Source organism: Specibacter sp. NPDC078692 (assembly GCF_040686835.1).
Taxonomy (GTDB): domain Bacteria; phylum Actinomycetota; class Actinomycetes; order Actinomycetales; family Micrococcaceae; genus Specibacter.
This window is the reverse complement of sequence record NZ_JBFBLV010000023.1, coordinates 22137-35970: the sequence shown is the minus strand read 5'-3', so window position 1 is coordinate 35970 and position 13834 is coordinate 22137. Positions and strand designations below refer to the sequence as shown.

At 55.6% G+C, this 13834-nt stretch carries 11 protein-coding genes and 2 tRNA genes; 12 read left to right on the top strand and 1 reads right to left on the bottom strand.

What is annotated here, in order from left to right; translation table 11 throughout:
* Window positions 1-53: 53 nt before the first annotated feature.
* A complete protein-coding gene (gene rpmH, locus AB0O97_RS14860) occupies window positions 54-191 on the bottom strand; it encodes a 50S ribosomal protein L34 (RefSeq protein WP_011776797.1) in 138 nt (45 codons plus the stop codon).
* Window positions 192-757: 566 nt separating this feature from the next.
* Here rpmH and dnaA point away from each other — a divergent pair.
* From dnaA to AB0O97_RS14800, 12 genes are all read left to right on the top strand, one after another.
* A complete protein-coding gene (gene dnaA / locus AB0O97_RS14855; protein ID WP_363844216.1) occupies window positions 758-2194 on the top strand; it encodes a chromosomal replication initiator protein DnaA in 1437 nt (478 codons plus the stop codon).
* Window positions 2195-2649: 455 nt separating this feature from the next.
* Window positions 2650-3774 (top strand): DNA polymerase III subunit beta, encoded by a 1125-nt coding sequence (gene dnaN / locus AB0O97_RS14850; RefSeq protein WP_363844219.1) that lies wholly within the window; start codon window positions 2650-2652, stop codon window positions 3772-3774.
* Window positions 3775-3795: 21 nt separating this feature from the next.
* Complete coding sequence (gene gnd, locus AB0O97_RS14845) at window positions 3796-4725, top strand: phosphogluconate dehydrogenase (NAD(+)-dependent, decarboxylating) (protein ID WP_363883771.1); 930 nt, start codon at window positions 3796-3798, stop codon at window positions 4723-4725.
* 11 nt (window positions 4726-4736) lie between these two features.
* Window positions 4737-5999 carry a DNA replication/repair protein RecF gene (gene recF, locus AB0O97_RS14840; RefSeq protein ID WP_363883722.1) on the top strand — a complete coding sequence of 421 codons (1263 nt, stop codon included), beginning with the start codon at window positions 4737-4739 and terminating at the stop codon, window positions 5997-5999.
* Window positions 5992-6582 (top strand): DciA family protein, encoded by a 591-nt coding sequence (locus AB0O97_RS14835; protein ID WP_363883720.1) that lies wholly within the window; start codon window positions 5992-5994, stop codon window positions 6580-6582. Before recF ends, AB0O97_RS14835 begins: the two co-directional genes overlap by 8 nt.
* Before the next feature lie 388 nt (window positions 6583-6970).
* Window positions 6971-9001, top strand: a complete 2031-nt coding sequence (gyrB, locus tag AB0O97_RS14830; RefSeq protein WP_363844231.1) for a DNA topoisomerase (ATP-hydrolyzing) subunit B — start codon at window positions 6971-6973, stop codon at window positions 8999-9001.
* A gap of 70 nt (window positions 9002-9071) precedes the next feature.
* Entirely contained in the window at window positions 9072-11726 is a 2655-nt protein-coding gene (gene gyrA / locus AB0O97_RS14825) for a DNA gyrase subunit A (protein WP_363883718.1), read from the top strand.
* A complete protein-coding gene (locus tag AB0O97_RS14820) occupies window positions 11723-12298 on the top strand; it encodes a DUF3566 domain-containing protein (protein ID WP_363883716.1) in 576 nt (191 codons plus the stop codon). Before gyrA ends, AB0O97_RS14820 begins: the two co-directional genes overlap by 4 nt.
* A 153-nt stretch (window positions 12299-12451) precedes the next feature.
* Window positions 12452-12525 (top strand) — tRNA-Ile (locus tag AB0O97_RS14815).
* A gap of 35 nt (window positions 12526-12560) precedes the next feature.
* On the top strand, window positions 12561-12680 hold the full coding sequence (locus AB0O97_RS14810; RefSeq protein ID WP_363844240.1) for a DLW-39 family protein: 120 nt from the start codon (window positions 12561-12563) through the stop codon (window positions 12678-12680).
* A gap of 40 nt (window positions 12681-12720) precedes the next feature.
* A tRNA-Ala gene (locus tag AB0O97_RS14805) sits at window positions 12721-12796 on the top strand.
* 81 nt (window positions 12797-12877) lie between these two features.
* Entirely contained in the window at window positions 12878-13744 is an 867-nt protein-coding gene (locus tag AB0O97_RS14800; protein ID WP_363883714.1) for a DMT family transporter, read from the top strand.
* Window positions 13745-13834 lie beyond the last annotated feature (90 nt).

Below are 13834 nucleotides of genomic sequence, written 5' to 3'. Positions count from 1 at the left end.
TGCGATCAACCGCTACTTCACTAAGGCTCGACGAATCGCCAAGCAGTTATTGTTTAGGCCGACAGCTCTACGCGACCCTTGCCACGGCGGGCGGCCAGAATGGCGCGGCCGGCGCGGGTGCGCATACGAAGGCGGAAGCCGTGCTTCTTGGCACGACGGCGGTTGTTCGGCTGAAAAGTCCGCTTGCTCACGGTAGTTACTCCAAGACAATCAAAGATGCGCCTTGCCCGTAGCTAACAGGTAAGAAAGGGGTCGACGCTAAGTAAATGGATGCCTGCTCGATTCACTCCTCAGTAAAGAGGCGCGCACGCCGAAGCGCAAAACAGACACATGGGACTTCACAACGTTAGGTCACTGGACACCTGCCAGTCAAACCGGGACAAGATAACCCAGGTTCCAAAAACGTCGATTCGGTCTTCATCTGGCCCCAATAGCCCTCCGCGAAGGCCCGATGAGTGTTCATCCACAACTGTGCATAACTAGGTGGACAACTTCTGTGGATGAGGCGCTGAAGAGTACACCGCTGTGATATTTATCCACAAGCACTTTCCTTCGCTATCTTCTAGCGTATCCATCCTCTAGGCTAGGCCCGTGGCAAGTTATCCACTGATGTGTATAACCCTGTGGATTACTTCGTTTTGGAGCATCTGCGCACATCAAAATTACATTTTTTCGTGTGTAACAGACGTCACGCTCAAAGTGTGTGTGAATTAAGAGATTTCTGGCCCAACGGCCAGCGGTAAGGATGGAAAGGTCAATGAGCACTGAGGACATCAACGACGTAGGCAGTTCCTGGCGGCGAGTCATTCGGATTCTGGAACAGGACGAACGGGTTTCTCCCCGGCAACGTGGTTTTGTGGTTCTCACCCAGCCTCAAGGACTGATTGGCAACACCTTGTTGGTAGCAGTTCCCAACGAACTCACCCGCGAAGTACTTCAAAACCAACTCCACACTGCATTGAGCAACGCTCTCTCTCAGGTTTTTTCCGAGGAAATCAGTTGTGCCTTCAGCGTCAACGCTGATCTTGTCCCACCAGCTAAGGAAGAAGAGCCTGTCCCTGCCCCGGCTCCGTCCCGGAGTGAAAACATCACCCGCGCCGAGCCTGTGGAACATATTTCTAAGCCGTCCCCGATGTTGCCCAGCACATCTCAGGAGTTTGGCCGTCTGAATCCGAAGTATGTTTTTGATTCCTTCGTGATTGGTGCCTCCAACCGATTTGCCCACGCAGCTGCGGTTGCGGTGGCTGAGGCCCCCGCAAAGGCTTACAACCCGTTGTTCATCTACGGCGATTCGGGTCTGGGCAAAACCCACCTATTGCATGCCATCGGCCACTACGCCCGCCGTCTCTACACGGGTATCCGAGTGCGCTATGTGAACTCTGAGGAGTTCACCAACGACTTCATTAACTCCATCCGCGACGATGAAGGCGCCAGTTTCAAGCAGCTATACCGCAACGTGGACATTCTCCTGATTGACGATATTCAGTTCTTGGCCAATAAGGACGCCACCCAGGAAGAGTTCTTCCATACCTTCAACGCCCTGCACAATCACAACAAGCAGGTCGTCATCACCTCTGATCTGCCGCCGAAGCGTCTACAAGGGTTTGAAGAACGCATGCGTTCACGGTTTGAGTGGGGTTTGCTCACCGATGTGCAGCCGCCAGAACTGGAGACTCGCATTGCCATTTTGCGCAAGAAGGCCATTGGAGAAGGGCTGTCTGCTCCGGACGATGCTCTGGAATACATCGCCTCAAAGATCTCCACGAACATCCGTGAACTTGAAGGCGCCCTCATCCGTGTGACAGCTTTTGCCAGCTTGAACCGCCAGCCTGTCGATGTTGGTCTGGCAGAGCTGGTCTTGAAGGATCTGATCACTGATGACGGCGCACAGGAGATCACATCCACCGCAATCCTTGGTCAGACAGCCGCCTATTTCAACATTTCCTTGGAAGAGCTGTGTAGCAAGTCCCGAACTAGGACGCTTGTCACCGCGCGCCAGATTGCCATGTACCTCTGCCGTGAGCTTACTGACATGTCCTTGCCCAAGATTGGCCAGGAATTTGGTGGACGAGACCACACGACAGTGATCCACGCAGATCGAAAGATCCGGGAATTGATGGCTGAACGACGCGCTATCTACAACCAGGTCACTGAGCTCACTAACAAGATCAAACAGCAGCAGCGCGAGGGATAACCCGCGCAGCGGGTTAGAAATCTAAGAAATTAACAGCTGTGGATAAGTCTGTGGATTACTCGGGTACAACCATCACCAACCTGCGGATAACTCCACGTCCCCCTGTGGATCATTAAAACCACCGAAAAAGTTCTCCACTTCTCCTCACAGCCTCAAGCTGGCTAGCCCCACAGCCTGTGCACAGCCAACTTCGCCTAGACCCCGTGGCCAGAAGCACTTATCCACAGTATCCACAGGACTTATTAACACTACGAACTACAAGAATCTTTCGTTTCAAACAACATTTACCTTCTGCTTCAACCTGCCCGGCAACGAGCCTTGACCAATGCCCAAATGGGCTGGTCAAGGGGCTAAGCTATCTCCAAGCATGTAATTTCATTCATGGGTCACCTCCTAAGGGATATGACCCAACGCATCACCAAAATTTTTCGCACCATGAAAGGCGGCACCCTTCCGTGAAGTTCCGAGTCGAACGGGATGTTCTGACCGAAGCAGTCAGCTGGGCCGCACGATCCTTGTCTCCACGTCCTCCTGTTCCGGTCCTCTCAGGACTGTTGCTGAAAGCTGAAGCTGGCACCTTGAGCCTGGCCAGTTTTGACTACGAGATCTCTGCGCGTCTGCAAATCCCTGCAGATATCACTGAGGAAGGGACCATTTTGGTCTCTGGACGGCTACTGGCGGATATTTGCCGCAGCCTTCCAGCTGCGCCCGTGGATATTGAAACCGACGGCACTAAAGTCACTTTGACCTGCCGCAGCAGCCGTTTCCACTTGGCCACCATGCCTGTCAATGACTATCCAGAACTCCCAGCGCTGCCTGATATCAGCGGAACTGTTGATGGAGAAGCCTTTGCCCAGGCTGTTTCTCAGGTCATTATCGCCTCAAGCAAAGATGACACCTTGCCTGTTCTCACAGGCGTAAAAATGGAAATTGAAGGCGACCTGATCACACTTCTGGCTACCGATAGGTACCGGCTGGCACTGCGCGAAGTTCGTTGGAGTCCTTCCACCCCCAACATTTCCGCTGGTGCCCTCATCAAGGCCAAAACTCTCAGTGAAGTCGCTAAAACATTGGGCAGTTCAGGCAATATCAACATTGCGCTCTCGGGTAACAGCGAGCTCATTGGTTTCGAAAGTGGCGGTCGTCGCACAACGTCGTTGCTGGTGGACGGGGAATACCCGAAAATCCGTTCACTTTTCCCGGACACCACACCGATTTACGCAACTGTCGAGACACATGCCCTGGCAGAAGCAGTCCGCCGCGTCTCACTCGTTGCCGAACGCAACACTCCGGTTCGTCTCATCTTCACGGACGGTCAACTCACCCTCGACGCGGGTACAGGCGAAGACGCGCAGGCCTCTGAAAATCTCGAAGCTACACTGGTTGGCGAAGAAATCACCGTCGCTTTCAACCCGCACTACCTCAGCGAAGGTCTGAGCGCCTTTGACAGCAAATACGTTCGGTTCTCATTCACCTCGGCTCCTAAACCAGCCATGATCAATGCTCAGGATGACATTGATGGTGAACGCCGTGACGAATACCGTTACCTGGTTATGCCGGTGAGGTTGCCTTCTCAGTAGTTGCCCCGCTGCCATTCCACCATCAGCTGCAAGACCACGGAAGAGAGAAAAAACGTGCATATTGGACTTGTTGGACTAGGAAAGATGGGCTTCAACATGAGAGCCCGCCTGCGCGCAGCAGGAATCGAGGTCACTGGATTTGACCGAAATCCGAAGGTCACCGATGTGGCTTCCATGCAGGAACTAGTCGCAGCAGTTCCTGCACCGCGGCTCATTTGGGTGATGGTCCCCTCCGGCGATATCACCGAAGCAATCATCACTGAACTTTCAGAACTGTTGGAATCTGGAGATTTGCTTGTTGACGGCGGAAATTCACGGTTTACCGAGGATCAAAAGCACGGCGAAATGCTTGCTTCCAAGGGCATATCTTTCATGGACGTTGGTGTTTCTGGAGGAGTTTGGGGTCTCGAGAATGGCTACGGACTCATGGCTGGTGGCGCTCCAGAAGACGTGGAGCGGGCACTGCCTGTCCTAGACGCTCTGCGTCCCGAGGGTGAGCGGGCCGACAGCTTTGTGCACGTTGGCGGAATTGGTGCCGGTCACTACGCCAAAATGGTTCACAACGGTATCGAGTATGGCCTGATGCAGGCCTACGCAGAGGGCTACGAACTGCTTGCCAAAAAAGATATCATTCAGGACTTGCCGGGAACTTTCCGTGCGTGGCAAAAGGGTACCGTCGTGCGTTCTTGGCTCTTGGATTTGATGGTCAAGGCCTTGGATGAAGATCCTGGTCTGGAATCCATTGACGATTACGTCGAAGATTCCGGTGAAGGACGCTGGACTGTCGAGGAAGCCATCGCCAATGCCGTGCCGGCCCCGGCCATTACGGCGGCTCTCTTTGCCAGGTTCTCTTCGCGTGAAGACAATTCCCCTGCCATGAAAATGGTCTCCGCTCTCCGCCACCAGTTCGGCGGCCACGCAACAAAACCAGCCAGTCCCAGCATTGAATAAATCAGCTTTCCATGTATCTTGAACACCTTTCTCTGACCGATTTTCGTAGTTATGCGCAGGTTGACCTGACACTGACGCCAGGAGTGACTGTCCTGGTTGGTTCAAATGGTTTGGGTAAAACCAATCTCGTAGAAGCGATCGGCTATTTGGCCACGCTCTCCTCTCACCGGGTGAGCCAGGATGGTCCGCTACTGCGTTTTGGTACCGAGGTGGCTCTCATCCGTGCTCAGCTGGTGCGGGGCGAACAAAAAGTTATGGTCGAGGTCGAAATTAACGCGACTCGCGCCAATCGGGCACGCATCAACCGGGCAAATCCTGTCCGAGCTCGCGACATTCTGGGTCTTTGTCGGACGGTACTTTTTGCTCCCGAGGACTTAGCTCTCGTCAAGGGTGATCCTGGAAACCGTCGCCGGTTCTTGGATGATCTGTTGGTGGTGCTTATGCCCAAACACGCGGGGACCCGCAGCGACTACGATCGTGTACTCAAACAGCGCAACGCCTTACTGAAGTCTGCCCGGTCGCAACATTTTTCTCGGTCCGGGGTGTCAGAATCTCACCTCGCGACGCTAGACGTTTGGGACCAGCACATGGCTATGGCCGCAGCCCAGCTGCTCTTGGCGCGTCTTGACCTGCTCAACCGTCTGCGCCCCCATATGGCTGAGGCTTATGCACAGCTCACCGACGGTTCCAAAATATTGCGTGCGCTGTATCGCAGTAATTTGGACCAAGAAGTTCCTACTGAGCCGCAGGAATCGGGATATCAGGACATGTCCGACGGCGTCTCCTCCGATCCTTTCGGAGAACCAAGTGGTGGGGTGCTTCCGGAGATCCCTGATGGGGAGGATCTTTCCCTGTGCACGCTTGAGGAACTCGCCGAAAGGTACCGCGCTGAGCTCGTGGCATCCCGAACCCGAGAACTGGAACGCGGAATGTCGCTGGTGGGACCGCACCGGGATGAATTGGATCTGCTGTTGGGCAACGCCCCGGCCAGAGGCTATGCCTCGCACGGAGAATCGTGGTCCATTGCCTTAGCACTGCGTTTGGCTTCTTTCCATGTGTTGGATGAGGACAAACATGTGGCAGGTAATCAGCCAATTTTGATCCTTGACGATGTTTTTGCCGAGTTGGATGCCCAACGGCGCCGCAAATTGGCACTCATGGTAGGAGCTGCCGAGCAGGTTTTGGTGACAGCCGCCGTGGGAGAAGACATCCCCGAAGAATTGTCAGGGTCTACCATTCAGGTCATTCCCGGCGGCGTGATTTTCGATGAGTGAGACGTCTGCGGAAAAATCTGCAAACGATCCAACCGGAAAGAAGGGCAGCCGTGAAGCTGCCGCACATGATCATGCCACTGAAGTGGATGCAGCCCAGGCAGCCCTCAACCGCATGCGGACCATAGCGAAAAGTCGTGGTGAACTGCGGATTGCCAGGAACCGTTTAGGCGAGAAAACCACGCCGAAGAATAAACGCAAACCATTTATGGATGCCAAATACGGTGGTGGCAGGGATCCCCAAGGACTGGGAAATGTTGTCAGCCGGCTCGTCTCGGATCGAGGCTGGAGTTCTCCTCTAGCAGTTGGTTCCGTGATGGCTCAATGGGATGCTTTGGTAGGTCCTGAGATTGCAGGGCATTGCAGGCCTGAAAGCTTTGAGGCCACCACATTACATGTCAGATGTGACTCCACCAGCTGGGCAACTCAGCTGCGGCTCCTCTCATCATCACTGCTGGCAAAATTTGATGAAGAACTGGGACATGGGGTGGTCAGCAAGATTATGGTTTTGGGACCGGCTGCACCGAGTTGGCGCAAGGGATTTCGGCATGTCAAGGGACGTGGGCCCAGAGACACTTACGGGTAGAAGCACCCGAAGTGGGAAAACTTGCCAAGGCGCTGTAGGGCGTTTCAAACCCCAAGGGCCGTACATCCCCTTAAAGAAAGCCAATCGATTCCGTTCTAAGCCGGTTTTCTCGGCTTTCAGGGCAGGTTGAGACGCCATATGGGTCCGTCACAAGGTAGAATCTGACTATAACCGTCTCTCCGCGGCGCTGTGATAAGGTTTCAGGTTTTCGTTGGGAGCGGTATTTATCTGCCTTCAACGAGGTCAAAGCACGGGAGACGCCAGTCTGCCCGTCCCCGAGGTTGGCAACCGAGCTGAACAATTAAAGGGGTCGAACGCGCCTGTGACGACGAACAATTCGGATAGTGCCGTGAATCCAGAGCCGGATAGCACGGAGCCAAGCGCGGAAGTGAACACCGCAACACCGTCCGCGCCAGCCGATACTAGCCACTACGATGCCAGCGACATCACTGTTTTGGAGGGCTTGGCAGCCGTCCGTAAACGTCCCGGTATGTACATTGGCTCCACGGGCATGCGTGGTCTGCATCATTTGGTCTATGAAGTTGTTGACAACTCTGTGGATGAGGCCCTGGCCGGCTACTGCGACCACATCGAGATCACCTTGACCGCCGAGGGTGGCGTCAAAGTAGTAGACAACGGGCGTGGTATTCCCGTCGATATTCACCCCACTGAGGGTAAGCCGACGGTTGAAGTGGTCATGACCATCCTGCACGCCGGGGGTAAATTCGGTGGCGGGGGTTACGCGGTTTCTGGCGGTCTGCACGGCGTGGGTATCTCCGTCGTTAACGCCCTTTCCCGCAAGGTTGATACTGAGATTCGACGACAAGGCTTTGTCTGGCGGATGAGTTTTGCCGACGGCGGCAAGCCGCAGGGCACCCTGGTCAAGGGTGAAACCACCACCGAGACAGGGACCACCCAGACGTTCTACCCGGACCCCACCATCTTTGAATCGGTGGAGTTTGAATTCGAGACTCTTCGTGCGCGCTTCCAGCAGATGGCCTTCCTCAACAAGGGCCTGAAGATCACGCTCTCCGACGAGCGCGTGGTTGCTAGCTCCGATGATGACGAAGTGGATCTAGACGCAATCCCCGAGGGTAAAGACCTTGCCACCGGCAAACGGGTTGTGATTTACCAGTACAAAGATGGACTGCTTGACTACGTCAAGCATTTGAACACCTCAAAGAAGTACGAGCCCGTTCATGAGGACGTCATCGCTTTTGAAACTGAGGATGCAGGTCGGAGCATGGCCGTGGAAATCGCCATGCAGTGGACCACATCCTTCTCCGAGAGCGTCCACACTTATGCCAACACCATCAACACGCATGAAGGTGGAACGCATGAGGAAGGTTTCCGGGCGGCTATGACGTCTCTGATCAATCGCTATGCGCGTGAGAAGAGCATCATCAAGGAAAAGGACGACAACCTCACCGGTGATGACATCCGTGAAGGCCTCACAGCCGTTATTTCCGTGAAGCTCTCCGAACCCCAGTTTGAGGGTCAGACCAAAACTAAGCTCGGTAACTCGGAAGTCAAGGGATTCGTTCAGCGTGTAGTCACCGACGGACTCGGCGATTGGCTCGAGCGTAACCCGGGCCCGGCCCGCGACGTGATTCGCAAGTCAATCCAGGCCTCCATGGCCAGGTTGGCTGCCCGCAAGGCCCGCGAAAGCACACGCCGTAAGGGTCTGCTTGAATCCGGTGGAATGCCAGGAAAGCTCAAGGACTGCCAGTCCAAGGACCCGGCGTTGTCGGAAATTTACATCGTGGAGGGTGACTCTGCAGGCGGCTCCGCCGTGCGCGGACGCAACCCAACAACGCAAGCAATTTTGCCCCTGCGTGGAAAGATCCTCAACGTCGAACGTGCACGCTTGGACCGGGCATTGGGAAACGCCGAAGTTCAGGCCATGATCACCGCGTTTGGTGCAGGCATTGGCGAGGACTTCGATGTCAACAAGGCTCGGTACCACAAGATCGTGTTGATGGCCGATGCCGATGTTGATGGCCAACACATCACTACCTTGTTGCTGACGCTGCTGTTCCGTTACATGCGCCCGCTCATTGAAAACGGCTATGTGTACTTGGCTCAGCCGCCGCTGTACCGGATCAAGTGGTCCAATGCGCCCCACGACTATGTGTTCAGCGACAAGGAACGCGACGCGGCTCTTGCCTCTGGCGCTGCAGCCGGGCGTCGTATCCCCAAGGACAACGGTATCCAGCGCTACAAGGGTCTGGGCGAGATGGACTACTCGGAATTGTGGGACACCACCATGGATCCGGCCCACCGCACTCTCCTGCAGGTCACTATGGAGGACGCGGCAGAGGTTGACCAGGTTTTCTCCACCCTCATGGGTGAAGACGTGGAATCCCGACGTAACTTCATTCAACAAAACGCCAAGGATGTCAGGTTCCTCGACATCTAGCCCGGGCTAGGTATAGCCCGCTAGTTATAGAGACAACCCGACATATATCGCGAATGGAATACATAAGATTATGAGCGAAGAAACACCGCAGAATCCGCAGGAACCCACGGTGGAAGACACCAGTGCAGAGATCCTCGAAGGCAATCTGCTGCATGACAAAGTAGAACAAATTGATCTCCAGCAGGAGATGAAACGCTCCTACTTGGACTACGCCATGGCCGTCATTGTGGGCCGTGCACTTCCTGACGTCCGTGACGGACTGAAGCCTGTGCACCGCCGCGTGCTGTACGCCATGTTCGACGGCGGTTACCGCCCCGAGCGCTCCTTCAACAAGTGTGCCCGCGTTGTTGGTGAAGTTATGGGCCAATACCACCCCCACGGTGACAGTTCCATTTATGATGCCTTGGTGCGTTTGATTCAAGACTGGACCATGCGTTACCCCTTGGCCCTGGGGCAGGGAAACTTTGGTTCTCCCGGTAACGATGGCGCGGCCGCACCTCGATACACGGAAACAAAAATGGCCCCGCTGGCCATGGAAATGGTTCGAGACATCGACGAAGAAACAGTCGATTTCCAGGACAACTACGACGGTAAGAATCAAGAGCCCACGATTCTGCCCGCACGTTTCCCCAACCTGCTGGTGAATGGTTCCTCCGGTATCGCCGTGGGTATGGCCACCAACATTCCGCCCCACAACCTACGTGAGGTTGCCGAGGGTGTGCAGTGGTACCTGGCAAACCCGACGGTAAGCCGTGAGGAACTTCTTGAGGCGCTCATTGAACGCATCAAGGGACCCGATTTCCCGACAGGCGCTCAAATCCTGGGCCGCAAGGGTATCGAGGATGCCTACCGCACCGGACGCGGTTCCATCACCATGCGTGCCGTTGTCAACGTTGAGGAAATTCAGGGTCGCACCTGCTTGGTTGTTACCGAGCTGCCGTTCCAGGCAAACCCGGACAACCTAGCCATAAAGATCGCTGACCTGGTCAAGGACGGCAAGATTTCTGGCATCGCCGATATGCGCGATGAAACCTCGGGCCGTACCGGTCAGCGCTTGGTCATTGTCCTCAAGCGTGACGCGGTTGCCAAGGTTGTTTTGAATAACCTGTACAAGCACACTCAGCTGCAGGAAAACTTCAGCGCCAACATGTTGGCGATTGTGGACGGTGTCCCCCGCACTCTTCCGCTGGATGCGTTCATTCGCCACTGGGTCACGCACCAGATGGATGTCATCGTTCGGCGTACCCGTTTCCGTCTGCGCAAGGCTGAAGAAGAAGCTCATATTCAGCGTGCACTGCTGAAAGCGTTAGATGCTCTGGATGCGGTCATTGCGCTGATTCGTCGTTCCAGCACTACCGAAGAAGCCCGTGACGGGCTGATCGAGTTGCTCGACATCGATGAGATCCAGGCCAAGGCCATTTTGGACATGCAGCTGCGACGTTTGGCTGCCTTGGAGCACCAGAAGATCACGGACCGCTTCAACGTCCTGGAAACCATGATCACAGAGTTCAACCGCATCCTGGCAGATCCGGAAGTTCAGCGCGGCATCGTCAGCGAAGAACTCGCTGAGATCACCGCCCGCTTTGGTGACGATCGTCGTACCGAGATCATGATGGGTTACGACCCCAACATGAGCATGGAAGACCTCATCCCTGAAGAAGAAATGGTTGTCACCATCACCCGCGGTGGTTATGTCAAGCGCACCCGTAGCGATAACTACCGCACACAGCACCGCGGCGGCAAGGGTGTCAAGGGCGCGCAACTGCGTGGGGACGACGTCGTCGAACATTTCTTTGTCACGACCACACACCACTGGCTGCTGTTCTTCACTAACTTGGGCCGCGTGTACCGGGCTAAGGCCTATGAACTTGCCGAGGCAGGTCGTGATGCCAAGGGCCAGCACGTCGCGAACCTGTTGGCGTTCCAGCCCGACGAGAAGATCGCCCAGGTCATGGAGCTCAAGGACTACCAGCAGTCTCCCTACCTGGTGTTGGCCACGAAGAATGGACTGGTTAAAAAGACTTCACTTGAGGACTACGACACCAACCGCTCTGCCGGCGTCATTGCCATCAACCTGCGCGACGGCGACGAACTCGTCTCCGCTCAGCTGGTTTCTGATTCTGATGACTTGTTGCTGGTTTCCCGCAAGGGACAGTCCATCAGGTTCACGGCCACCAACGAGGCCCTTCGGCCCATGGGTCGGGCCACCTCGGGTGTCACGGGTATGAAGTTCCGTGACTTCGATGAGCTACTGGCTGCCAACGTCGTTACTGACGATTCCTTTGTGTTCATTGTCACAGAAGGCGGCTACGCCAAGCGCACGGCCGTTGAAGAGTACCGCTTGCAGGGACGAGGCGGCCTGGGAATCAAGGTTGCCAAGCTCGTGGAAGACCGTGGAGACCTGGTCGGGGCCTTGATTGTCCAAGAGGATGACGAGGTTCTGGTGGTGATGAGTGGCGGAAAGGTGGTTCGCTCCAACGTGTCCGAGGTGCCCGCCAAGGGACGCGACACCATGGGCGTTATCTTCGCTAAACCCGACAAGAACGACAAGATCATTGAGGTTGCGCGCAATAGCGAGCGGGGCCTTGACGACGATGAAGAATTGTCGGAAATTGAAGCTCCGCAAAGCCCCGAGACCACTTCTAACAGTGATTCCGAGGGAAACCAACAGATTGATGAAGTACCGTTAACGGGTCAAGACGGATCAACTGGAGGTACCGATTGAGCACCAACAACCCGATTCCGCGGCCCGGTTCCGCACCCAGGGTAGGTGCACCTGCCCGCCCCGCACAGCGTCCCGCACAGCGCCCCACCAGCGCTCCGGCGGCAGGAGCGGCCACGGCGAAGCGCCCGGCATCCAAGACGCCGGCACCCAAGACGCCGGCGCCCAAAACGCCTCCGGCGCTGGTGAAGCCCGCGCCTAAGGCCAAAGCGCGGCGTGCGCGCCTGCTGGTTAGCAAGGTTGATCCGTGGTCAGTGCTGAAGATGGCGTTCTTGCTGTCGGTAGCGCTGGGCATTGTGACTGTGGTTGCCGCGATTGTGCTGTGGTCACTGCTGGACACAATGGGCCTCTTTGAAACGGTCAATGCCTTCATTAACGAGATTCAAGGCAAGGAGGGAGGGGTTCCCTTCGACCTGCTGACCATTGTTTCGCTGGGACAGGTAGCCTCCTTCTCCACGATTGTTGCCGTGGTCAATGTTGTGTTGTTAACCACACTTTCGGTGCTTTCGGCCGTGCTCTACAACATCTCGGCCACCTTGGTGGGCGGCATTGGTGTCACCCTGACGGATGACTAAGAAGCAAAAAATCACGGATTTTGGCTAAAAGTCCTTGACATTTGCGTCCATTATTCAAAATCGGCGGGTTCGTAGAAACCTTTGGACCCGCCGATTTTGGACTTTGGGAATGTGTGGGGTAAAGTTTTATCTCGGCCCGATGAGGGCTAAGAAGGGCGTATAGCTCAGGCGGTTAGAGCGCTTCGCTGATAACGAAGAGGTCCCTGGTTCAAGTCCAGGTACGCCCACGGAACCAATCGGTTCTTGGCAAGGATGGTGTGTAGTGAAGAAGTTGCTGATCTTGATCGCGGCTTTGGGTGCTGCAATTTTCCTCAACAAGAAGCGGCGGGAATCCAACGTTGTGAAGACAACATGGAGCAAGGCAACTGATTCAATCGATTGAATTTTTTCGCCAAGTTTCATATATACTGAATCAGCCTCATGGGGGCATGGCGCAATTGGTAGCGCACCTGCTTTGCAAGCAGGGGGTTCGGGGTTCGAGTCCCCGTGCCTCCACCATGAGAAACAACCCCGGTCACTTGACCGGGGTTGTTTTTTTATCTGGAGAACAGCTCAACTCCAGTGGCCTAGGCTTGGGCAGTGATCTTTTTTCTGGCCGTTGTGGGCATCTTGGGTGTTTCAGCATCCGGCCCCATCATGGCAGCCACCATGGCCCCGGCACTGACTATTGCGCTCTGGCGCAATGTATTCGGAGCATTGGTGTTGGGCACACCTGTACTGCTGAAAAGTCCTCGATTTCTTGCATCCCTGACACGGATGGAAATCAAATACACCGCCATAGCGGCAACAGCCTTGGCCCTGCACTTCGCCTGCTTTGTGACCTCCGTGAAACTCACCAGCGTTGCGGCCGCGACAGCTCTCGTGTGTCTGCAGGCCGCATGGATCGCGTTGTTTCAGTGGCTCAGGGGCTCTAAGCCAGCCAGACCGGTTCTGCTGGGCTTAGGAACGGCGCTGCTGGGTGTAGTGGTCATTACGGGTTTCGATATGGGTGTTTCCCGCGAAGCGCTCGTGGGAGACCTCTTAGCGGTGGTGGGTGGGGTGCTTGCCGCCATTTACACCTTGGCTGGCTCAAAGGCCCGTAAAACTCTTTCCACGGGCGTCTACACGAGTCTTTGCTACGGACTGTGTTCGCTGATCCTGCTAGTCATGTGCCTGATCTTCCGCCAACCCTTGCTCAACTTTCCACCGGAGGCCTGGTGGGGCATTGTTGGGGTGACAGTGGCCGCTCAGCTTTTTGGGCACACCATCTTCAACTACCTCTTGGCCACGATTTCCCCGCTGGTGGTGTCCATGATGATTTTGGTCGAGATCCCCGGGGCGGCATTGCTGGCCGGATTCTTCCTCGGGCAGCAATTGCCTCCTGGCACGTACGCCGGACTGGCACTGATTCTGGCCGGCCTGGCCGTGGTGGTCCTACGCCAGGGACGCAGCGGACTCAAGAAATAGGACTGGCAAAGGTCTCCCCTAACAGGGCCCGAGGCAACTGGATTCACAGGGTGCCGATAGACGCAGGAGGACCGGGAGCTAATGCTCCCG